We start from the raw sequence: 19,249 nt of genomic DNA, 5'->3' as shown, positions 1-19,249 counted from the left end.
GACGAGCCTGCGGCTACCCCCGCGCCGTCGGGGTTTCTTACACTGTTTTCTGTGATTGACGATTCCGCTTCCCTCCGCGATCCCCTCGACTGGCGGTCCCGGACGCGGTGGTGGTGCGGCCCCTTTCCCATCGCCGATCTCGCCTGGTCAGGATTCTTCTTTCTCTGCGTGGTGCTGGATGTACTCTTCATCATCGAGCACGGCCCCCTGCGGTGGTACGTCATCGAGCCGGTCATCCACCTCGGCATTGCCGTCACCTCTCTCTTCCGCAAGATTGCCCTCCAGGTAGCCGCCGCGATCACCGCGTGCCTGTTCGTGCTCCTCCTCGTGGTGTTCGCACTCACCCCCGTCAACCTGGGGATCAATCCCATCCTCCTCGCCGCCCCGCTGACACTGTGGACGGTGACCCGATGGGGCTCCGGGGGAGCACTGTATGCCATGCTCGCTGCAGCGGGAGCAGTGATGAATCCCATGGTCGTCGCCCCACCGATCTTTGGTGGATTCTCGACCCACCGTATCGCCCCTTTCGGGGTCCCCGCCGTTCTGTTGGTGATGGGGTGTTATGTGCTGGCCCAGCGGATCAGGACGAGGAGCATCGCGCACCATCGTGCCGTCCACGAGGCTATGCTGCACCAACGCATCGCCCTAGCCCGCGAGCTTCACGACGTCGTCGGCCACGGACTCACCGCTATCAAGGTGAGTGCGCAGACGGCACAGTACGTGGGCGAACCACGCGGCGCGCTCGACAAGATCATCGATCTGGCAGACCGTTCGCTGGCGGATGTGCGCGCACTGGTGGAGGCCCTCAACGACGCTGACCCGCCCTCAATCGACCCGGCAGAGATTCCCGCCATCGTGCAGCGGTGCGGTATCGCGGCCGAGCTGCCCGCCAGCTTCGAGGCCACGGGCTCCTGGCCGCTTCGCTACCGCATCGCCCTAGTCCGGGCGGTCCAGGAGATCAGCACGAACGCGCTCAAGCACGGTGCTGCCCCTGGGAGTCTCCGCCTCCGCATCACTGATTCGGGTTTCCACCTGGAGGCAGAAAACCCTCTCGGCACACCCGGCCCCGGCACGAGGACAGGCCTTCGCAGCGTAGAAGAACGCATCTCCGACATAGGTAGCATGGCGTATACCACCACGGACACTACCTTTCACATCCGGATTACTGTGCCATGATCAAGGTCATCCTCGCTGAAGATCAAGCCGCCGTCCGAGCCGCCTTTAGCATGCTCATCTCCTCCCAGGCGGACATGACGGTCGTTCGCGCGGCGCACAACGGCAAGGAGGCGCTCGGCTATGCCGCCGATGTCGCAGTCCTTGATATTCGCATGCCCGTCATGGATGGGATCGAGGCCGCTCGCCGGCTCTCCTGCCCCTCCCTCATGCTCACGACCTTCCGCGAGGAATCCCTCGTCCTCGCCGCCCTCGAGGCCGGCGCCCAAGGCTTCCTCCTCAAAGACTCTCCGCCCGCGGTTCTTCTCGACGCCATCCGCCGCGTCGCCCGTGGTGAGGGCTACCTTGACCCGGCGGTGACGACGATGGTCCTTCGCCACGTGCACCAGCCCCACCACGCCCTGCCCGTGCCGGGGTTGACCGACCGGGAGAGCGAGATCCTCCGGCTCATCTGCCAAGGACTGAGCAACCGCGATATTGGTGCCAGGCTCGTGATCGCCGAGACCACTGTCAAAAGCCATGTGAAGAATCTTCTCCACAAGACGGGGACAACTGATCGCGTGAACCTCGTCATCTGGGCCGCCCATCAAGGGCTTATTTGATCCGATGGCGCATGTCCCGGCGCGCGAGAACCCGCAACCCGCCGGCCACGACCCATGTCAGGACGACGATGACCACCCAGTGCTCCGGATGCTCATGCGCCACCCACACCCAGCTCCACGGGGCACTCAGCCACCAGAGTCCGTTGTCGGCCAGGATGCTCGCCCCGGCCATGAGGCTCCAGATGAGGAGGAGGATCCACCCGATGATCGTGGCACTCAGTGATCTCGCCGAGCCCCAACAGACCATGACGAGGATCATCGCGAGCACCCCAGGCATGACCATCAGCGAATAGGGCCCACCATCGCCCATCGTGGCGATGACCCCTCCCACCCCGCAGACGACCATCAGGGGCAGGTACACCACCGTGAGCAGGGCCCCAAACATTCGGTCTCGCCCGGCACGGCTCACCAGTCCACGCCAGGCATCTCGATGCGCACGCCATGCCATCGTCCCCGCCATCAACGCCCCCGAGGGGACGCAGATGAGGGCATACGCGCCCGTGGCTGCCGTCGTTCCATAGCGCATGCGCATGGCACCGAGCCCCAGGATCATGACGACGCTCAGCCCAACCCACACACGCCAGGGCAGGGGCAGCATCATCGCCCGTGCAGCGGAGGTGCGCCCGTGGCCGCCGCGCAGCGGCACTTCTCGTTGAGCTCTCTCCGCCCGCGGTTGAGCGCTGCGCAGCCGGTACATCGCCACCGCCACGGCCCAGCACGCACCGCCCATCACGAGGTGGAGCAGCGCTGGTAGCACGGGGTCAATTCCGGCCACGCTGCCGTCGTCGGCGGGAACGGAATTCGCATGGACGCCGAAGACCGGGAGGCTCGCCCGTAGCGCCCAACACATCGGATTGAGGTACCAGGAGGGCGTTTCGGCGCGGAAGATGGAGAGAACATCCCACGCCAAGCCGAGGAGAATGCTCAGGCCGACGCTCCCCCGCCCTGCCAGCGACCAGAGCAGCAGCCCCACCCCATAGGCGCCCACGAAGACCGTCGTCTCGAGGAGCACAAACTGCCAGTTCATTCCCACAACGATGAGCGAGGCGCAGACGTGACCGATCAGCGCGTAACCCATGGTGACCGCAAGACGCGCGCCCTGCACCTTCCATTTCTCACATGGCCGCCACAGCAACCCGCCATAGCGCTGACGCTCCTCCGCGTACTCCGTCATCACCGACGTCAGCAGGCCCAATGGCACCACCACCCCCACCGCATACAGGTGAAGGGCGGCGAGACCCGCCTGCCCGCCGAGAGCCCGGATCCCCGCATTAATCGACGCGGCCTGCGCTGCGCACAGCACAGCGATGAGGGGAAGAAAGAACCGGAGGCTCAGCCAGGAGCGAAGAATCTCTGCGCGCAGAAACCTCATCGCTCTTCCCCTTCGATGCTCGGCGTATTCCGAACCAAACGGAAGAACGCGTCTTCCAGATTCTCGCCGGGCTCGGCGAGACCAGTGAGCGGCCCCTCATAACGGATCTCTCCGCCGGCGAGGATTCCCACATCGTCGACGATATGGGCGACCTCCCCCAGCTGGTGCGAGGACATGACCACGGTCTTTCCCGCCGCAGCGAGCGAACGGATGAGCTCCCGGAGGTCCTTGATGCCCTGGGGATCGAGCCCATTTTGGGGCTCATCGAGGATGAGGAGCGGCGGGTCCGTGAGTAGGGCCATCGCCAGCGACAAGCGCGCTTTCATTCCCGTCGAGAAGGATCCCGCGCGCTTGCGCCCGGCGTGCAGCTCCACACGCTGAAGAACCTCGTCGATGCGCGCTGGGTCCGTGCCCGTGAGCAGGGCGTGCACGGAGAGATTTCCCCTCGCAGACAGGTGAGGATACAGCGCCGGCCCGTTGATACTCGCGCCAACCTGGGTGAGGTCCACGGGATGGCCATCAACAGTGATCGTCCCGCCGAACGGAACCAGCCCGAGGACCGCAGAAAACAGGGTCGACTTCCCCGCGCCATTGAGCCCAAGAAGACCATAGACTCGCCCGGGCGTGGCATGGAGACACACGCCCTGCACGACAGGAGAGCGACCATAGTCCACGCACACGTCGCGAAGAAGGAGTCCAGATGAGGGGCCGGGTGAAAGTCTGTCTACCATGCCGTTCACAGTAGAAGGCAGGGGGCGGAAGCACCTCCTCCCCTGGGAGGGGTAGGCCGCTTTATCCTCCCTGAGGAGGAGTCAGAGGAGTCACTTTCCCGGTTCTTCCTCTTCCACCGGCGATGGCCTCTCCCCCTTGAGGCTTTCGCCCAGCTCGGTGAGCTCCCCGTCTGCCCACGCCTCAACAGCGGTCAGAGTACCGGCCTCCTCGCCGGACGCGGACTCCTACTTCAGCTCGACGAGGGCATCCTCGATGATCTCGTTACGTAATGCCCGGCGATAGCTGCCAGGCAGCTCGTCTTCTGCATCGTTGACGAGGGCCACGGGGGATTCCTCGTGACGGCGTAAGAACTTCTGCCGGGGATCAAGCTTGCGGAGAATAAGCCCACGGATTTTATCCCTCCGACGGGTCTCCTTGCCGATCTTCTCCCGCCCATGGAGCAACCATGTTGCTGCTAAGAGCAGAATAATGAGAATGCCCACCCAACCGAGTACAGGGAACACCGTGGCCACGAGCTGGGTGAAGTCGAAGAAACTCAACCCAAATCCCACGAGAGTAAGAACAATAAAGGCAGCGTGGAATCGGTCAGGATAATGGACAGTGACGCGCCGACCCAGCGAATAAAAAATGCCGATGGTGGTGGAAAAAATCATCAGATAGGTTACCACGGCGGCAACAATCCCGAGCGTCCCGTTGAGATCGTTGAAGAGCTTCAGTGTGGGCAAGGCGCTCTCCCCGACGGAGGGAATGCGCACCAAAAGGCCCATCATGACGAGCAGCAAAATAACACTGAACATGAGCCCACCGACGAATCCGCCGCGGCCGGCCACGCGTGGATTCCATTCCGACCCGCCAATGACCATAGCCATAGAAATTGCAGAGAACATCGCGAGGCCGAGGTAGTTGAAGGTGGACAACCACCAGGTGGGAAGCGGCGACTCCACCATCTGCTAAGCCATTGCCGATGCCTCGCTCACCTCCAGCATCGGGTGCGTCAAGGCAAAGACTGCAGCCACGATAAGAAGAAGCACCATCAGCGGGGTGATCGCACTGATCACGCGGGTCACGCGGTCCACATCCAGCATTCCCACAACCAACACGAGGACAAGCATGAGTGTTGATCCCACCCACAACGGCGCGCCAAATTGCTGATGAAGATTCGCACCTGCCCCCGCCAACATGACGAATCCCACGCAGAATTGAGAGAGACACAAGCCATAATCGAGCGCTCGGGAGGTCACTTTGTCCGCGAGTAAAGTGAATACTTCGCCATGAGAACGAGCCCGAAAATAGCTGCCATATTGAAGGATCACCATCGCAATGAGTGGCATGACAATGAGTGACACCAGCGCCCCCCTCCCGCAATCCCCCATACTCCATAGGGGACGTAATACTGCAGAATCTCCTGCCCGGAGGCAAAGCCCGCCCCGATGGTGACGCCAAAATAGGCGAACGCAATAATCATGACCTTCTTCGTCATACTCATCACTTCTCCCGCGTGCATGTTCTTCGCAGTCCTCTTGCTAATGCACCTTTTTTTAGGCAGACCCACCGCACCCCTCAGCATGAGTTACCAAAGGAAGGAATGCACGCCTCGTCCCTCGACTATCTTTACAGATTAGGGTAGCCTGTGCATTACTCTTGAGAGAAGCCACTTCTCTTCCGCCGTCCCCTACGAGCCTAAGGATGATATGAGTCTCAAAGACCGTGCCATGGAAGTTTTCCTCCACGCAGTGAGGAAAGGCGCCGCACGTACGATGGACCTTCCCCCGGAACCACAAAGCCACGCGTGCTTTGCCGTCACTGTTACTAAGAATGAGGAGCTCACCCCGCATCTTCGCCGCATCACCATCACGGCTCCTGAGATCGCACAGCTCACACCGGAGGCCGATGAATACTTCGGCTTCATCCTCCCGCCGAAGGGCGCGGAACTGCACCTCCCCGATGCCTCCAGCATCAACGTCCGCGCCGAGCTCAACGCCATCCCGGAGGAGGTCCGCCCGGACCTGCGGTGGTACACGATCCGGCATCACCGCCCGGAAAGCGCGGAGATCGACGTAGACATCCTCGTCCACGGCCGCACGGGCCCCGGCACCATCTTCGCCCTCGACGCCCAGCCCGGCGACACAGTCGGTTACCGCACACTCTCCGCCACCTGGCACCTCGTCGACGGGGAACGGCTCATTGTCGCCGACCCCACGGCGGCGCCGGCCGCGCGTCGAATCCTCGAGATTCTCGACGCCACCGAACGCGCCCGCACCCACCTCATCGTCGCAACCCCCGACGACGAACACCTGGAGCCCGGCTTCCTGGATGCCGCGGAAGGGCTCGCCACCTTCAGCGTCGTGCGTGCTGATGTGGATACGCAGGCGGAGGCGGTCGTCGAGGACCTGAAGCGGCGGGGCCCGTGGACTCTCCACCATGCGTGGGCGTGTGGCGAGGCACAGCTTGCAAAGCAAGTACGTCGACATCTGGTTCGCGAATGGAAGATGGAAAAGACGTCGATTCTTTTCTCTGGATACTGGCGCGTCGGCGCCGCGAGGGCTTAAACACCATGACAGATGTCAAGAAACCAATCGACATTGGTGTTCGAGGCCTTGTCAAAAAGTTCGGGGATGTGACCGCGCTCGATGGGGTGTCGTTGTCCGCCGAACGCGGCACCGTCCTGGGCCTCTTGGGCCATAATGGCTCGGGGAAGACGACCACCATTTCCATCCTCTCCACCCTCATCCGTGCTGATAGCGGTACCGCCCGCCTGGCAGGGTGCGATGTCGCCAAAGATCCTGCCGGCGTCCGGGAGAAAATCTCTCTCACCGGGCAGTACGCGGCACTCGACGAGCTTCAGACCGTGCGCGAAAACCTCATCCTCTTCGGCCGCCTCACCGGCTTGGACAAGGCAGCGGCCTGGAAACGCGCAGAGGAACTGGCCGAGCTCCTGGACCTTGGGGAGCTCCTTGATCGGCGAACCGGAAAGCTCTCCGGTGGCCAACGCCGCCGGGCCGATATTGCCGCCGCTCTCGTGACGCGGCCCCAGGTTCTCTTCCTTGATGAGCCCACCACTGGGCTCGATCCGCGGAGCCGTGCGGCCGTCTGGGACGTCGTTCGCTCCCTGCGAGAGGAAGGGGTGACGGTCCTTCTCACCACGCAATACCTTGAGGAGGCGGATCGCCTCGCCGACCGCATTGTGATCCTCAGTCGGGGACGCGTCATCGCGGAGGGTACTCCGGCTGAATTGAAGGAGAAGGTGGGCGGGTCCATCGTGGAGATCGCTGTCGATGCCGACGCTACCGAAGAGGTTCTCGCGAGTATCGAAGCCCCCGCGGCACACTCCCCCGAAGCCGGCGTCATCCACGTGCCAGCCCCCAAAGGCACTGCGGACCTCGCAGCCATCGCCAGCAGGCTCGGGGATGCCGGTATCGTTCCTCGGAACATCGGGCTGCGCCGCCCCACGCTCGACGAAGTGTTCCTCCACCTCACCGGCACCGATGCACAAGAGGAGGCCCCGTGCTCTTCGGCCTCATAAGAGAGCGACACAGCGTAGGAACGTTGAAGGCTCTCGCACCGCTCTCGGCGGTGGCGTTCCGCAGGTCCTTCCGGGACGGCGACGTCGTGGCATCTATCGGAGCCCCGATTCTCATCTTCCTGGGTTTCTATCTTCCGCTGCACACGACGCTCCCCGACTACGCAGGCTATCTTTTGCCAATGGCTGTCCTCCAAGGAATCTTCTTCGACGCCATCGTCAGTGCCAACAACGCCGGGCGCGAGGTCGGCCTCGCGGTGCAGGACCGTGTGCTTTCCCTTCCGATTCCGCGGTCCCTGCCTGCTCTTGCCCGGCTAGCTCCCGTCATTCCCAGAAGCCTCATTGCCGTCGCTTCAGGCTTTCTGGCCGCCTATGTTGCCGGGTTCCGCTGGCACGGGACCTTCCTCAGTTTTCTTGCCTTTATTCTTCTGCCCGTCCTCCTGGGTCTCGGCCTTGCCATGCTCACTGACGCCTTTGGCCAGCTTCTCGGCCACGCGGAGGCGGGCCAGGTCCTCGTGGTTCCCCAGATGCTACTCATCATGGTCTCTACCGGACTTGTCCCCGCCTCGGATTTCCCCACGTGGTTGCGCCCCTTCGCGGAGCACCAACCCGTGTCGCAGTGGATCGACACCATGCGCGGGTGGGCCACCACCTCGCATACCGATTCCACCTTCCCCGCCGTGGCGTGGCTCGTGGCCGTACTGGTCTGCGGCGTCATCGCACTGTTGGCCGCTGGAGTGAGGGAGGCTCGACGATGATCTTCACTACCCCTAGCACCACCTCTGAGGCCTCCGCCACCGCGACGCGCGCGCCCGTGGGCTACGCGAGCGCGACCTCAGCGTTGACGGGCTCCATCATCAGATCCTGGGTTCGCGACCCCATCATGCTGATCCAGACGATCATCTTCCCCATCCTTTTGCTCGTCCTCTTCCACCTTGTTTTCGGGTCGACCATGAGCCGGATGGGCGGGGAGAACTCCATCGGCGGAACTACCGCTCTTCTCATCCTCGTGTCTACTATGCAGGGCTCCATCGTCGCGAACATACGCCTCATCAATGCCCGCGATGGTGGCCTCCTCGATCGCTGGTGGTCCCTCCCCATGGCGCATGCCACGATCCTGCTCGCCCGGCTCGTCGCCGTGTTCCTCTACGCCATGGTGGTGACACTGCTACTCATTGTTGTCGGTATGGTGCTGGGACTGCGTTTCGAAGGGTCCTTCCTCGAGGTGCTCGCCTCCCTTCTCGCTGCGATGATCCTGGCCGGGTTCTTTGGCGCCGCCTGCTCGGCGCTGGTGCTCCTCCTCTCGATCAGAGGGTCGGAGAAGAGCGCCGTTACGACATTCAGCGGTATTTTCATGCTGTTGATGTTCTTCAACACGGGCTTTGCTCCCGCCAACGCGTACCCGTGGTGGATTCGCTGGTTCATCCGCCACCAGCCGATGTCACCGACTATCGAATCCATGCGCGTGTTCTTCGCTGGCCAACCCGATGGGGGCGCCACCCTTGAGTTCTGCTGCTGGACAGCGGCAATTCTTCTGGTGTGCGGCGCTGGGGCGTATCACGCAATGAAGAGCACGATCGGCTCCCGCTAGCTGGCGTCGGGGCCTCGTCGCCCCATTCCCTCCCCCGGACAACACTCAACCCCCGCCCCATCGAGGGGCGGGGGTTTGTGCGTATCTTGTCGCGGAAGAGTGCGTTACTTGGCCTTCTCCACGATCTCCAGGAGACGGAAGTGCTTGTCCTTGGACAGCGGACGGGTCTCCTCGATGCGGACGCGGTCGCCGACACCGGCTTCCTCGTTCTCATCGTGCGCCTTGATCTTGGAGGTGGTGCGCATAATCTTGCCGTAGAGGGCGTGCTGCTTGCGGTCTTCCACCTCGACGACGATGGTCTTCTGCATCTTGTCAGAGACCACGTAGCCGGTGCGGACCTTGCGGGCGCCCTTTTCCTTGGTAGCCTTCTCGTTCACGTTTGCCTCACTCATGGTTTAAGCCTCAGCTCCCGGAGCGGTGGACAGGCCGAGCTCGCGCTCGCGGATGACGGTGTAGATGCGAGCGATGTCGCGCTTCACCGTGCGCAGGCGGCGGTTGTTGGTGAGCTGGCCGGTCGCGTGCTGGAAACGAAGGTTGAACAGCTCTTCCTTCGCCTCGGACAGGCGGGTGGTGAGCTCATCGGAGGAGAGCTCGCGGAACTCGTGTGCGGGGGTACCGGTTGCCATCAGAACTGATCCTCCTTCGAGATGATACGGACCTTGCACGGCAGCTTCTGGCCGGCACGGCGCAGCGCCTCGAGGGCGGTCTCCTTGTTCGGATAGCTCATCTCGAACAGGATGCGGCCCGGCTTGACGTTAGCCACCCACTTTTCCACAGGGCCCTTACCGGAACCCATACGGACACCGAGCGGCTTCTGGGTCAGCGGCCGATCCGGGAAGATGGTGATCCAGACCTTACCGCCACGCTTGACGTGCCGGTTGATGGCGATACGCGCTGCCTCGATCTGGCGGTTGGTGACGTAGGCCGGCTCGAGAGCCTGGATGGCGTAGTCACCGAAGTTGATGCGGTTTCCGCCCTTGGACACACCGCGACGGCTCGGGCGGTGCTGACGGCGGTACTTGACGCGCTTAGGGATGAGCATATGCTTTAGCCCTCCTGCTTCTTCTCAGCACGCTGGCGACGCTGGCCACCGCGGCGCGGACGCTCGCGACGGTCACCGCGCCCACGACGCTCTGCGGGTGCGTTGATCTCGCTCTCGCGACGACCACCGACGACGTCACCCTTGTAGATCCACACCTTGACGCCGATGCGTCCGAAGGTGGTGTGGGCCTCGTAGGTGCCGTAGTCGATCTCGGCGCGCAGGGTGTGCAGCGGAACGCGGCCCTCGTGGTAGCGCTCCACGCGGGACATCTCGGCACCGCCGAGACGGCCGGCGCACTGCACCTTGATGCCCTTGACCTGGGGCTGACGCATGGCGGACTGGATGGCCTTGCGCATAGCGCGGCGGAAGGCCACACGGTTGGCCAGCTGCTCAGCGATGGACTGGGCCACGAGCTGGGCGTTGGCGTCGATGCCCTTGACCTCGAGGATGTTGAGGGCAACCTGCTTGCCGGTCAGCTTCTCCAGGGCGCGACGGATACGGTCGGCCTCGGAGCCGCGACGTCCGATCACGATGCCCGGGCGGGCGGTGTGGATGTCGACGCGGACGCGGTCGCGGGTGCGCTCGATGACGACGTCGGCGATGCCGGCGCGCTCAAGACCGTGGGAGAAGAACTCGCGGATCTTGATGTCCTCGGCGACATAGTCTGCGTACTGCTTGTCGGCGTACCAGTGGGACTTCCAGTCGGAAGTAATGCCCAGCCGGAGGCCGTGAGGATGAATCTTCTGGCCCACTACTTGGCCCCTTCCTTCTGGCTCTCGACCACCACAGTGATGTGGCTGGTGCGCTTGCGGATCATGAAAGCACGGCCCTTAGCGCGCGGCTGGAACCGACGCATCGTCGGGCCCTCGGTGGCATAAGCCTCAGCAACAACCAGGGTGCGGGGGTCCAGGCCGAAGTTGTTTTCAGCGTTGGCGGCCGCGGAGGCGATGACCTTAGCGACCGGCGTCGCAGCACGCTGCGGGGCGTACTTGAGGATCGCCAGAGCTTCGGACACGGACTTGCCGCGGACGAGGTCGATGACCCGCTTCGCCTTCATCGGCGTGCAGCGGACGTAGCGCGCGGTTGCGCGGGCGGAGGTGATGGTCTCACTCATCGCTTATCGACGTCCCTTCTTGTCCTCTTTGACGTGACCCTTGAAGGTCTTGGTCGGGGCGAACTCTCCCAGCTTGTGACCGACCATGGAGTCATCAATGAACACCGGGACGTGCTTCCGGCCGTCGTGGACGGCGATGGTGTGCCCGATGAAGTCCGGGAGAATGGTGGAACGACGGGACCAGGTCTTGATAACCTGCTTGGTGCCCTTGTCGTTTTGAGCATCGACCTTGTTGAGGAGGTGCTCATCGACGAACGGGCCCTTCTTCAGGCTGCGTGGCATTCTTCGTTACCTCCTCTTAGCGCTTCTTGCTCTTGTTGGTGCGACGGCGCCGCACGATCATGTTGTTGCTGTAACGGTTCGGGTTCCGCGTACGGCCTTCCTTCTGGCCCCACGGAGAGACCGGGTGGCGACCACCCGAGGTCTTACCCTCACCACCACCGTGCGGGTGGTCCACGGGGTTCATGACGACACCGCGGACGGTCGGGCGCCAGCCCTTCCAGCGCATACGGCCGGCCTTACCCCAGCGGATGTTGATCTGGTCAGCGTTGCCGACCTCACCGATGGTGGCGCGGCAGCGGATGTCCACCCGGCGGATCTCGGTGGAGGGCATACGCAGGATGGCGTACTTGCCTTCCTTACCGAGGAGCTGGATGGAGGCACCGGCGGAACGGGCGAGCTTGGCACCAGCGCCGGGCTTGAGCTCGACGGCGTGGATGGTGGTACCAGTCGGGATGTTCCGCAGGGGCAGGTTGTTGCCCACCTTGATGTCGGCGTCAGCGCCGGACTCGAGCATAGCGCCCTGCTTGAGGTTCTTCGGCGCGATGATGTAGCGCTTCTCGCCGTCGACGTAGTGCAGCAGCGCGATGTTGGCGGTGCGGTTCGGGTCGTACTCGATGTGAGCGACCTTGGCGAGCACGCCGTCCTTGTCGCTGCGGCGGAAGTCGATGACGCGGTAGCGCCGCTTGTGCCCGCCGCCACGGTGGCGGGTGGTGATGTGGCCGTGGGAGTTACGGCCACCGGTCTTCGGGAGGGGGCGCAGCAGAGACTTTTCCGGAGTGGAGCGAGTGATCTCGCTGAACTGGGAAACAGAGCTCTGGCGGCGACCCGGGGTTGTCGGCTTGTACTTACGAATAGCCATAGTTCGTCCTTTTCTCTCGACTCTTCTTAGGCGGCGCCGCCGAAGATGTCGATGGAGTCGCTGCCCTCACGGAGCGTCACGTACGCGCGCTTGGTAGCCTTCCGACGCCCGTAACCGGTGCGGGTGCGCTTGCGCTTGCCCTCGCGGTTCAGGGTGTTGACGGAGGCAACCTTCACGCCGAAGATCTGCTCCACTGCTTGCTTGATCTGGGTCTTGTTGGAGTCCGGCCGGACGAAGAACGTGTACACGTTCTGCTCCATGAGGCCGTAGGACTTCTCAGAGACCACGGGGGCGATGATGATATCGCGCGGATCTGCGATCTTGGCCATTACTTCTCGTCCTCCTTGTCCGTACCGAGGGCACGGTTGACGAAGGTGTGGAGGGCCTCAACAGAGAACACGACGTCGTCCGCGTTGAGGACGTCGTAGGTGTTCAGCTGATCGGCGACCAGGATGTGGACGCCGGGCAGGTTGTTGGCACTCTTGCGGGCGGTGATGTCCTCGCGGCCGATGACCAGGAGCACGGACTTGCGGTCCGTCAGACGCTCGATGAAAGCGCGGGCCTTCTTCGTCGACGGCACCTGGCCGGCAACGAGCTCGCTGATGACGTGGATCCGCTCGTGGCGGGCACGGTCAGTGAGAGCGCCGAACAGGGCGACACGCTTCATCTTCTTGGTGGTCCGCTGGGCGTAGCTGCGCGGCTTCGGGCCGTGGACGATGCCACCGCCGGTGTAGTGCGGAGCACGGATGGAGCCCTGGCGAGCCCGTCCGGTGCCCTTCTGGCGGTAGGGCTTGCGGCCACCACCGCGGACCTCGCCGCGGGTCTTGGTGGAGTGCGTACCCTGCCGCTTCGCAGCCAGCTGAGACACAACGACCTGGTGCATCAGCGGAATGCTGGCCTCCCGGTCGAAGATCTCGGCGGGCAGCTCAACCTGGCCGTCAGTGGTGCCTTCAGCGGTGTGGACGTCGAGCTTCAGATTGGTCATGCGTGTGCACCGCCCTTCACTGCGGTCTTGACGGTGACGATTCCACCGCGGTTACCGGGGATAGCACCCTTGATAAGCAGCAGGTTGGAATCGGCGTCGATCTTCTGAATCTTCAGGTTCTGGGTGGTGACGCGGTCATTACCCATGCGCCCAGCCATGCGCTTGCCCTTGAAGACGCGGCCCGGGGTAGCGCAGGCACCGATGCCACCGACGCGGCGGTGGGAAGCCTGGTTACCGTGGGCGGCGCCCTGGCCAGCAAAGCCGTGGCGCTTCATGCCACCGGCGTAGCCCTTACCCTTGGAGGTCCCGGTGACGTCGACGAACTCGATGCCGTCGAAGATCTCCACCGTGACGTCCTGGCCCACCTCGTAGCCCGAGACGTCGTCCATACGAATCTCGGTGACGTGGCGGCGGGGGGTAACGCCGGCCTTCTTGTAGTGACCCGCCTGCGGCTTCTTCACCTTGCGCGGGTCGATTTCGCCATAGGCGATCTGGATGGCGGTGTAGCCATCGGTCTCTTTGGTACGGATCTGGGTCACCACACACGGGCCAGCCTCGACGACGGTGACCGGAACGACCCGGTTCTCCTCGTCGAAGATCTGAGTCATGCCGAGCTTGGTACCCAGAATGCCCTTGATCTCGTTTTCGCTCATGAATTATTCTCCGCTGCCAAGTTCTTCGTCGATCACTGAATGTTCACATCGACGCTGGCCGGAAGATCGATGCGCATCAGGGCATCAACCGTCTTCGGCGTCGGGTCGAGGATGTCGATCAGGCGCTTGTGCGTGCGCATCTCGAAGTGCTCGCGAGAATCCTTGTCTTTGTGGGGAGAACGGATCACGGCAAACACGTTCTTCTCAGTGGGCAACGGCACCGGGCCAACGACGCGAGCACCCGTCCGGGTGACGGTCTCGACGATCTTGCGTGCCGACGCATCGATCGCCTCATGGTCATAGGCCTTGAGCCGAATGCGGATCTTTTGTCCCGCCACGCTTTTCCTCTTCCTCGCTCGTCCCACATTTCTCATGCTCAGCACGAGAAAGCGGTGGGAATTCGCTTGTTCTTTCCTCTATAACGTTGTCCGGGCCGGGGCCACGGGCGCAACGCCAGTTTTCTTGATTGTCTGGTGACCTGGCATGGCAAACATGCGAGCCAGGTGAGTCCCACAATCAATGTGGTAGAGCCCCTCCTGAAAAGAGTGGGTCTCAAGACCTACTGCCGCTGTTCATTTGCCATGCCCCTTCTCCGGTCCGCCCGGGAGCGGATCCTTCTCACGAAGGTGTCATGGTCGCCCCGCCATCTCGGTTCCGTGCGCATGGTCTCTGACCAGCACACTTCCCCGCCGTGTCGAGGCAACCCGCATAGTAAATCACGTTTGCCCAGATAATGCAAACGCTGGCCTGCGGGAACCTGCGGGCCGGCGCCGGGGTGTGGCGTCGGGAGCACGGTTAGGTCTCAGTTCCATAAAGATTCTTGAATTTATTGTGCTTCGTCTGCGCTGCTCCCTATGATCAAGGTGGTACATAGTCCGCACAACGCATAAAGGAGCGTTAACCATGGCTGAAGCTAAGCACGCCCCCGCTACCCAGGGCGCTTCCAAGGAAGAACTGAAGGAGCAGGACAACGTCCTCCGCACCGACCGCGGCTACACCGCGATCGACGACACCGTCGTTGCCAAGATCGCCGGCCTGGCTGCGCGCGAGGTCTCCGGTGTCCACGCTCTCGGCGGTGGCGCTTCCCGCTTCGTGGGCTCCATCCGTGAGTCCATCTCCGGCACCCAGAACATCCAGCAGGGTGTCGACGTCGAGGTTGGCCAGTCCCAGGCTGCCGTCGACGTTGCCATCGTCGCCGAGTACGGCGTGGCCATCCACGAGCTCGCCGAGGCGATCCGCAAGAACATCATCAACGCCATCGAGCGCATGACCGGCCTCGAGGTCACCGAGGTCAACGTCACCGTTCACGACGTCCACCTCGACCTGGACGACGACGAGGACGAGCAGCAGGCCATCGAGACCCCGCGGGTTCAGTAACTCATGACCGCGCACGATCAGCTCAGCGTCGACGAGGCCCAGAAGCTCTCCGAGCAGATCATCGCCCTCGATGGCGTTGCCGATCTGTCCGGGGGACGCTTCGGCGAAGTCGCGTTGTACTACCCGCGTGCGCGAGTCCGCGGTCTGCGCCAGACCTCGGGCGAGAACCCTCGCTTCGAGGTCCACGTTGTGGCCGACCTGTCTCGCAAGCCCAATCTCCATGATGTGGCCGAGAAGGTTCGCGCCGTCGCCGCAGCTGCCCAGCCGTTGCCCGTCGACGTCACCATCGCCGACGGGCAGGGCTAGGCCCACCCCGGGCTCGCGCCCACCTTCTACCCAGGGATAGAGAATTCCATGAAGCATTACCTCGTGATCGGCATTGCCCTCGGTCTCGCGCTGGCCTTCCTCAGCCTCGAGTTCGGTTTCTTCGGCTTTGTCGTTGGACTTATTTTTGGTGCCATCGGTGGCGTCATTGGCGCTCACTACGAGGGCAAGATTGATCTTCGGCATGTTGTCGACACAGTTAGGAAGCGTGACTGATGCACTCCCCGGATAATTCGGGAGGCATCACACGGATCTCAGAGCGGACTGTCTCCCGCATCGTTGAGGCAGCGTCGTTAACGGTGCCGGGCTGCGTGAAGGTCGACGGCGGCCTCGCCGGTCGGGACTACCCTCGCTTCGATGTGGAGGTCGACGACCAGAGCCGCACCGCCTCCGTCGAAGCGATCATCGCAGTGAGCTGGCCCTCCCCGGTCACCTCGGTGGCCGAGGCCGTGCGAGCAACCATCCAGGAGTGGCTCCGCGACTACTGCGGGTTGCGCCCGACGGCGGTCAACGTCATCACGGGCCCTGTGGTGGGAGAACGCCATCGCGTGACGCAGGCGGCCATCGATTCCGCTCCGCGCAACCCGGATCTCACGCCCGTGAAGACCAGGAATCGCGCGACGATCTCCTCCCCGACAGTCTCGGACTCCATCGAGCTGCGTGAGATCCACACCGCCCCCGAGCAACCCCTCGAGAAGATTCATGTTCGACGCCCGATGCCGGAGGTGCCCGTGACCGTGGCCAAGCAGCAGCCGCTGCGCCCGGTCCAGGCCCCGAAGAAGCCGGCCCCTCTCGCGCCGATCGACTACCCGCGCGACCACCCCACCCGCCCGGTGGTGGTGACCCCGCATAGCCTGCGTCGGAAAGGAGGCCGCCCATGAGTGAGCAGCCCGCTCAGCACGACACCACGGGCCTCGGCGCTGGTCTGGGCCAGGAGCCCCGGGCCAACCCGTTCGCTCGCTGGGTGACCATCCTCATCGGCCTGCTGTTCATTGCCCTGGCGGTCATCGCCGGGCGTGAGATCTGGGCGATCTCGGACAAGGGAGCCAACGCCCCCCAGTGGCTCAAGCCGGTCTTTGAGCTCTTCGGCGGCCCCGGCCTCCCGGGTTGGGCCCTGGCCGCGGGGATCATCGCGATCATCGTCGGCATCATCTTCATCATCGTGGCGCTCAAGCCGCGTCGCCGGACCCACCGGCGCGTCACCTCCGAGGTCTCCCTGTGGACCCGCCCCGTCGACGTCTCTCGCATGGCGTCCCAGGCGGCTCGCAAGGTTCCCGGCGTGAGCACCGCGCACTCCACGGTGAAGGGCTCGACGCTGGCCGTGTCCATCGCTGGCGACACGACGGATTCCTCCCTCGCCCAGCGCGTGGAGGAGACGCTCTCCCCGCTCGTTGCCAACCTGGAGAACCCCAAGCAGGTGAAGGTTCGGGTCCAGAAAGAGGAGGTCCAGAAATGAACCGTGGTCTCGCGGCCGCTGACCGCATCATCGTCTTCCTCGTCGGCCTGCTGATCCTGGCCGGTGGCGTCTGGGTCACCGCCCTGCGCTTCAACTGCCCGCCCGCCCAGGAACTGGGCAAGCGTGTGGACACGAAGCTCATCGCCGGCATCCCGGGTGAGTCCTGGTACCTGTACCTGCTCATCGGCATCCTCGTCGTGAGCATCATCATTGGTCTGTGGCTCATCATCGCCAACATCCGGCCTCACGGCTTCAACCGGGTGCGCTCCTCGGCGTCCGCCCCGGAGGGAACCATCGGCCTCACGATGGGCAAGATCGCCGACGCCGTCGGCGAGTCCATCGAGCGCCAGGTTCCCCGCGTCGAGTCCGTGAGCCAGAAGGTCTCGGTGGATCGCAACCGCCCCACCGTTCGCTGGACCATCACGGCGCACCCGGGCGTCCGCCTGGAGCAGCTGCGCTCTGTCCTTGAGCAGTCGGAGCGCGACTTCCGCGAAGCCATTCGCGACGTCGATGTGGACACCACGTATCGGCTGCACGTGCAGCCCGCGGACCGCTAAATCGGCCCGCACCCTGCGGCGATCACCCTCGGGTGGTCGCCGTTTTGTCATGCTCAGGGTCTGCGCAGGGGGCTCGCAATCCCACACGGTAGACCGCTTGGTCTACCCGCTACAGACTTTCTGGTATAGTTCCTCCCCGACCCTATCCCCTCCCGCCGTGTGCGGATCGGAGGCACCATGATTGTCACTGGCTTGTTCCTCGGCGCCCTCTTGGGCATCGCCTTTCAACGCGGACGCTTTTGCGTCACCGGCTTTCTCCGGGACATGTTCACCCTGCGCAGCAGCCGGGGCTTCGTGGCGCTCATGGTGGTCATCGCGGTCCACGCGCTGGGCTTCGCGGCACTGAGCAGCGCAGGAGTCATTGAGCCCACCCTCCCCGAGCTGGCCCCTGTCCCGGTGATCCTCGGCGGAATCCTCTTTGGGCTGGGCATCGTGCTTGCGGGCGGCTGCGCCTCGGGCACGTGGTATCGCTCGGGCGAGGGGCTCGTCGGCTCGTGGATTGCGCTCGTCATGTACGGCCTCTCCGCGGCGGCCGCCAAGAGCGGGATCCTCGCGCCGCTGAGCACCGAGCTGAAGTCCCACACCCTGCCGCTCACGAGCATCCCGGAGAGCCTGGGCGTCTCGCCGTGGCCTTTCGTCGTGGCCTTCGCGGCCGTTACGGCCTACCTCGTCACCCGGGAGCTCACCAAGGAGAATGCTCAGCCGGTTCAGCCCGGCTCCGCGGCTGCAGACAACGGGCAGCCCACCTCGACTCTGCGGCGCCTCGTGAGCCGCCCCTGGCACCTCTATGCGACGGCGCTCGTCGTAGGCGTCCTCGGCGTCGTGGCGTGGCCGCTCTCCGCTGCGACCGGCCGCAATGACAGCCTCGGCATCACCACCCCCTCGGCCAACCTCACGCGATTCCTCGTCACCGGGGACGCCTCGCGCCTCGACTGGGGTGTGCTCCTCGTGCTGGGGATCCTCCTGGGATCCTTCCTCTCTGCCCGAGCAAGCGGCGAGTTCCGCGTCCGCGTCCCCGACGCCACCCAGGCCGGGCGCTCGGTGATCGGCGGGGTATTCATGGGCGTCGGCGCCGCGTGGGCGGGTGGCTGCACCGTCGGCAATGGCATGGTACAGACGGCGCTGTGGACGTACCAGGGATGGCTCGCGCTCGCCGCCATCACGGTGGGGGTGTTCCTCGCGACCAAGCTCTGGCTGCGCCCCCGCTCCGCGCAGGCGCCCCGGGTCACCCGCACGCAGCCGGCCGCGCCGCGGGAGGTGCGCGTCGAGACCTCTGCCGCGGCCCCTTCCCCCAGCCTCGGATTCCAGGTGGCGCCGGTGGGGACACTGCTCGCCCCGCAGAAGGAGAAGGCCGGAGTGGAGGCCGTGGAGCCCGGAGTGCATGAGATCGACATGATGGGCGCCGTGTGCCCCTTCCCCCTCATCGAGGCGAAGGAGGCCATCACCCGCATCCCCGTGGGCGATGAGCTGCGCATTCGCTTCGATTGCACCCAGGGCACCGACTCCATCCCCCGCTGGGCGGTGGGAGCCGGGCACACGGTGACGCAGCTTGTCGCCACCGGGGAGGCCGCCTGGGTGATCGGGCTGCGCCGCAACCGCTAGGCGCTAGG

Annotated in this window: 28 protein-coding genes; 13 read left to right on the top strand and 15 right to left on the bottom strand. The window is 64.1% G+C overall.

Going from position 1 to position 19,249, the window contains the following annotated elements; all coding sequences use genetic code 11:
- The first annotated feature begins 51 nt into the window (after positions 1-51).
- Both L1O03_RS11590 and L1O03_RS01800 read left to right on the top strand, forming a co-directional pair.
- Positions 52-1,176 (top strand): sensor histidine kinase, encoded by a 1,125-nt coding sequence (locus L1O03_RS11590; RefSeq protein ID WP_236117699.1) that lies wholly within the window; start codon positions 52-54, stop codon positions 1,174-1,176.
- Positions 1,173-1,775 carry a response regulator gene (locus L1O03_RS01800; protein ID WP_236117698.1) on the top strand — a complete coding sequence of 201 codons (603 nt, stop codon included), beginning with the start codon at positions 1,173-1,175 and terminating at the stop codon, positions 1,773-1,775. The genes L1O03_RS11590 and L1O03_RS01800 overlap by 4 nt, the downstream gene beginning before the upstream one ends.
- Here L1O03_RS01800 and L1O03_RS01795 read toward each other — a convergent pair.
- The 4 genes from L1O03_RS01795 to L1O03_RS01780 form a co-directional block, all read right to left on the bottom strand.
- Positions 1,768-3,147 carry an ABC-2 family transporter permease gene (locus L1O03_RS01795; RefSeq protein WP_236117697.1) on the bottom strand — a complete coding sequence of 460 codons (1,380 nt, stop codon included), beginning with the start codon at positions 3,145-3,147 and terminating at the stop codon, positions 1,768-1,770. The two genes, L1O03_RS01800 and L1O03_RS01795, sit on opposite strands and share 8 nt — an antisense overlap.
- Complete coding sequence (locus L1O03_RS01790) at positions 3,144-3,878, bottom strand: ABC transporter ATP-binding protein (RefSeq protein ID WP_236117696.1); 735 nt, start codon at positions 3,876-3,878, stop codon at positions 3,144-3,146. Before L1O03_RS01790 ends, L1O03_RS01795 begins: the two co-directional genes overlap by 4 nt.
- Positions 3,879-4,103: 225 nt before the next feature.
- A complete protein-coding gene (locus L1O03_RS01785) occupies positions 4,104-4,826 on the bottom strand; it encodes a hypothetical protein (protein WP_236117695.1) in 723 nt (240 codons plus the stop codon).
- A gap of 3 nt (positions 4,827-4,829) precedes the next feature.
- Positions 4,830-5,225, bottom strand: a complete 396-nt coding sequence (locus tag L1O03_RS01780; RefSeq protein ID WP_236117694.1) for a hypothetical protein — start codon at positions 5,223-5,225, stop codon at positions 4,830-4,832.
- A 411-nt stretch (positions 5,226-5,636) separates the two neighbouring features.
- Between L1O03_RS01780 and L1O03_RS01775 the strand changes: the two genes are divergently transcribed.
- Genes L1O03_RS01775 through L1O03_RS01760 form a run of 4 tightly spaced genes read left to right on the top strand, consistent with a single transcriptional unit; the run spans position 5,637 to position 8,990 of the window.
- A complete protein-coding gene (locus L1O03_RS01775; protein WP_236117693.1) occupies positions 5,637-6,428 on the top strand; it encodes a siderophore-interacting protein in 792 nt (263 codons plus the stop codon).
- Positions 6,429-6,433: 5 nt separating this feature from the next.
- Positions 6,434-7,402, top strand: coding sequence for an ATP-binding cassette domain-containing protein (locus tag L1O03_RS01770; protein WP_236117692.1), 969 nt, complete (start codon positions 6,434-6,436; stop codon positions 7,400-7,402).
- Between the two features lie 23 nt (positions 7,403-7,425).
- A complete protein-coding gene (locus tag L1O03_RS01765; RefSeq protein WP_236117691.1) occupies positions 7,426-8,157 on the top strand; it encodes an ABC transporter permease in 732 nt (243 codons plus the stop codon).
- Positions 8,154-8,990 carry an ABC transporter permease gene (locus tag L1O03_RS01760; RefSeq protein ID WP_236117690.1) on the top strand — a complete coding sequence of 279 codons (837 nt, stop codon included), beginning with the start codon at positions 8,154-8,156 and terminating at the stop codon, positions 8,988-8,990. The genes L1O03_RS01765 and L1O03_RS01760 overlap by 4 nt, the downstream gene beginning before the upstream one ends.
- 104 nt (positions 8,991-9,094) lie before the next feature.
- Here the strand turns inward: L1O03_RS01760 and rpsQ are convergent, their stop codons facing one another.
- From rpsQ to rpsJ, 11 genes are read right to left on the bottom strand one after another with little or no spacing between them, the layout of a single operon-like run.
- Complete coding sequence (rpsQ, locus tag L1O03_RS01755; protein ID WP_187975054.1) at positions 9,095-9,382, bottom strand: 30S ribosomal protein S17; 288 nt, start codon at positions 9,380-9,382, stop codon at positions 9,095-9,097.
- A gap of 3 nt (positions 9,383-9,385) precedes the next feature.
- Entirely contained in the window at positions 9,386-9,616 is a 231-nt protein-coding gene (gene rpmC / locus L1O03_RS01750; protein ID WP_236117689.1) for a 50S ribosomal protein L29, read from the bottom strand.
- Positions 9,616-10,032 carry a 50S ribosomal protein L16 gene (gene rplP, locus L1O03_RS01745; RefSeq protein WP_236117688.1) on the bottom strand — a complete coding sequence of 139 codons (417 nt, stop codon included), beginning with the start codon at positions 10,030-10,032 and terminating at the stop codon, positions 9,616-9,618. The genes rpmC and rplP overlap by 1 nt, the downstream gene beginning before the upstream one ends.
- Positions 10,033-10,037: 5 nt before the next feature.
- Entirely contained in the window at positions 10,038-10,784 is a 747-nt protein-coding gene (gene rpsC, locus L1O03_RS01740; RefSeq protein ID WP_236117687.1) for a 30S ribosomal protein S3, read from the bottom strand.
- Entirely contained in the window at positions 10,784-11,146 is a 363-nt protein-coding gene (gene rplV / locus L1O03_RS01735; protein ID WP_236117686.1) for a 50S ribosomal protein L22, read from the bottom strand. Before rplV ends, rpsC begins: the two co-directional genes overlap by 1 nt.
- Positions 11,147-11,149: 3 nt before the next feature.
- Entirely contained in the window at positions 11,150-11,428 is a 279-nt protein-coding gene (rpsS, locus tag L1O03_RS01730) for a 30S ribosomal protein S19 (protein WP_236117685.1), read from the bottom strand.
- Positions 11,429-11,444: 16 nt separating this feature from the next.
- Positions 11,445-12,287 carry a 50S ribosomal protein L2 gene (gene rplB, locus L1O03_RS01725; protein ID WP_236117684.1) on the bottom strand — a complete coding sequence of 281 codons (843 nt, stop codon included), beginning with the start codon at positions 12,285-12,287 and terminating at the stop codon, positions 11,445-11,447.
- A gap of 26 nt (positions 12,288-12,313) precedes the next feature.
- Complete coding sequence (gene rplW, locus L1O03_RS01720; protein ID WP_236117683.1) at positions 12,314-12,616, bottom strand: 50S ribosomal protein L23; 303 nt, start codon at positions 12,614-12,616, stop codon at positions 12,314-12,316.
- A complete protein-coding gene (rplD, locus tag L1O03_RS01715; protein WP_236117682.1) occupies positions 12,616-13,272 on the bottom strand; it encodes a 50S ribosomal protein L4 in 657 nt (218 codons plus the stop codon). Before rplD ends, rplW begins: the two co-directional genes overlap by 1 nt.
- Complete coding sequence (rplC, locus tag L1O03_RS01710) at positions 13,269-13,925, bottom strand: 50S ribosomal protein L3 (protein ID WP_236117681.1); 657 nt, start codon at positions 13,923-13,925, stop codon at positions 13,269-13,271. The genes rplD and rplC overlap by 4 nt, the downstream gene beginning before the upstream one ends.
- 32 nt (positions 13,926-13,957) lie before the next feature.
- Entirely contained in the window at positions 13,958-14,263 is a 306-nt protein-coding gene (gene rpsJ / locus L1O03_RS01705) for a 30S ribosomal protein S10 (RefSeq protein ID WP_236117680.1), read from the bottom strand.
- Between the two features lie 565 nt (positions 14,264-14,828).
- Here rpsJ and L1O03_RS01700 point away from each other — a divergent pair.
- From L1O03_RS01700 to L1O03_RS01670, 7 genes are all read left to right on the top strand, one after another.
- The gene (locus L1O03_RS01700; protein ID WP_236117679.1) at positions 14,829-15,302 is read left to right on the top strand and encodes an Asp23/Gls24 family envelope stress response protein; all 474 of its coding nucleotides are present in this window, start codon (positions 14,829-14,831) and stop codon (positions 15,300-15,302) included.
- 3 nt (positions 15,303-15,305) lie between these two features.
- Positions 15,306-15,608, top strand: coding sequence for a hypothetical protein (locus L1O03_RS01695; RefSeq protein ID WP_236117678.1), 303 nt, complete (start codon positions 15,306-15,308; stop codon positions 15,606-15,608).
- Positions 15,609-15,656: 48 nt separating this feature from the next.
- Positions 15,657-15,842 carry a hypothetical protein gene (locus L1O03_RS01690; protein ID WP_236117677.1) on the top strand — a complete coding sequence of 62 codons (186 nt, stop codon included), beginning with the start codon at positions 15,657-15,659 and terminating at the stop codon, positions 15,840-15,842.
- Entirely contained in the window at positions 15,842-16,507 is a 666-nt protein-coding gene (locus tag L1O03_RS01685) for an Asp23/Gls24 family envelope stress response protein (RefSeq protein WP_236117676.1), read from the top strand. Before L1O03_RS01690 ends, L1O03_RS01685 begins: the two co-directional genes overlap by 1 nt.
- Positions 16,504-17,082 (top strand): DUF6286 domain-containing protein, encoded by a 579-nt coding sequence (locus L1O03_RS01680; RefSeq protein WP_236117675.1) that lies wholly within the window; start codon positions 16,504-16,506, stop codon positions 17,080-17,082. The genes L1O03_RS01685 and L1O03_RS01680 overlap by 4 nt, the downstream gene beginning before the upstream one ends.
- A complete protein-coding gene (locus tag L1O03_RS01675) occupies positions 17,079-17,639 on the top strand; it encodes an alkaline shock response membrane anchor protein AmaP (RefSeq protein WP_236117674.1) in 561 nt (186 codons plus the stop codon). Before L1O03_RS01680 ends, L1O03_RS01675 begins: the two co-directional genes overlap by 4 nt.
- Before the next feature lie 177 nt (positions 17,640-17,816).
- A complete protein-coding gene (locus L1O03_RS01670; RefSeq protein ID WP_236117673.1) occupies positions 17,817-19,241 on the top strand; it encodes a YeeE/YedE thiosulfate transporter family protein in 1,425 nt (474 codons plus the stop codon).
- Positions 19,242-19,249: the final 8 nt, after the last annotated feature.

The sequence above is a fragment of the Corynebacterium uropygiale genome, assembly GCF_021568315.1.
Taxonomy (GTDB): Bacteria; Actinomycetota; Actinomycetes; order Mycobacteriales; family Mycobacteriaceae; genus Corynebacterium; species Corynebacterium uropygiale.
This window is presented reverse-complemented; position numbering and strand designations above follow the sequence as displayed.

Excerpts from the sequence above, each read along its gene's own strand:
- L1O03_RS01800 (WP_236117698.1), top strand. The coding sequence starts at position 1,173 with ATGATCAAGGTCATCCTCGCTGAAGATCAAGCCGCCGTCCGAGCCGCC.
- L1O03_RS01795 (WP_236117697.1), bottom strand. The coding sequence starts at position 3,147 with ATGAGGTTTCTGCGCGCAGAGATTCTTCGCTCCTGGCTGAGCCTCCGG.
- L1O03_RS01790 (WP_236117696.1), bottom strand. The coding sequence starts at position 3,878 with ATGGTAGACAGACTTTCACCCGGCCCCTCATCTGGACTCCTTCTTCGC.
- L1O03_RS01785 (WP_236117695.1), bottom strand. The coding sequence starts at position 4,826 with ATGGTGGAGTCGCCGCTTCCCACCTGGTGGTTGTCCACCTTCAACTAC.
- L1O03_RS01775 (WP_236117693.1), top strand. The coding sequence starts at position 5,637 with ATGGACCTTCCCCCGGAACCACAAAGCCACGCGTGCTTTGCCGTCACT.
- L1O03_RS01770 (WP_236117692.1), top strand. The coding sequence starts at position 6,434 with ATGACAGATGTCAAGAAACCAATCGACATTGGTGTTCGAGGCCTTGTC.
- L1O03_RS01760 (WP_236117690.1), top strand. The coding sequence starts at position 8,154 with ATGATCTTCACTACCCCTAGCACCACCTCTGAGGCCTCCGCCACCGCG.
- rpsQ (WP_187975054.1), bottom strand. The coding sequence starts at position 9,382 with ATGAGTGAGGCAAACGTGAACGAGAAGGCTACCAAGGAAAAGGGCGCC.
- rpmC (WP_236117689.1), bottom strand. The coding sequence starts at position 9,616 with ATGGCAACCGGTACCCCCGCACACGAGTTCCGCGAGCTCTCCTCCGAT.
- rplP (WP_236117688.1), bottom strand. The coding sequence starts at position 10,032 with ATGCTCATCCCTAAGCGCGTCAAGTACCGCCGTCAGCACCGCCCGAGC.
- rplV (WP_236117686.1), bottom strand. The coding sequence starts at position 11,146 with ATGAGTGAGACCATCACCTCCGCCCGCGCAACCGCGCGCTACGTCCGC.
- rpsS (WP_236117685.1), bottom strand. The coding sequence starts at position 11,428 with ATGCCACGCAGCCTGAAGAAGGGCCCGTTCGTCGATGAGCACCTCCTC.
- rplB (WP_236117684.1), bottom strand. The coding sequence starts at position 12,287 with ATGGCTATTCGTAAGTACAAGCCGACAACCCCGGGTCGCCGCCAGAGC.
- rplW (WP_236117683.1), bottom strand. The coding sequence starts at position 12,616 with ATGGCCAAGATCGCAGATCCGCGCGATATCATCATCGCCCCCGTGGTC.
- rplD (WP_236117682.1), bottom strand. The coding sequence starts at position 13,272 with ATGACCAATCTGAAGCTCGACGTCCACACCGCTGAAGGCACCACTGAC.
- rplC (WP_236117681.1), bottom strand. The coding sequence starts at position 13,925 with ATGAGCGAAAACGAGATCAAGGGCATTCTGGGTACCAAGCTCGGCATG.
- L1O03_RS01700 (WP_236117679.1), top strand. The coding sequence starts at position 14,829 with ATGGCTGAAGCTAAGCACGCCCCCGCTACCCAGGGCGCTTCCAAGGAA.
- L1O03_RS01695 (WP_236117678.1), top strand. The coding sequence starts at position 15,306 with ATGACCGCGCACGATCAGCTCAGCGTCGACGAGGCCCAGAAGCTCTCC.
- L1O03_RS01690 (WP_236117677.1), top strand. The coding sequence starts at position 15,657 with ATGAAGCATTACCTCGTGATCGGCATTGCCCTCGGTCTCGCGCTGGCC.
- L1O03_RS01685 (WP_236117676.1), top strand. The coding sequence starts at position 15,842 with ATGCACTCCCCGGATAATTCGGGAGGCATCACACGGATCTCAGAGCGG.
- L1O03_RS01680 (WP_236117675.1), top strand. The coding sequence starts at position 16,504 with ATGAGTGAGCAGCCCGCTCAGCACGACACCACGGGCCTCGGCGCTGGT.
- L1O03_RS01675 (WP_236117674.1), top strand. The coding sequence starts at position 17,079 with ATGAACCGTGGTCTCGCGGCCGCTGACCGCATCATCGTCTTCCTCGTC.
- L1O03_RS01670 (WP_236117673.1), top strand. The coding sequence starts at position 17,817 with ATGATTGTCACTGGCTTGTTCCTCGGCGCCCTCTTGGGCATCGCCTTT.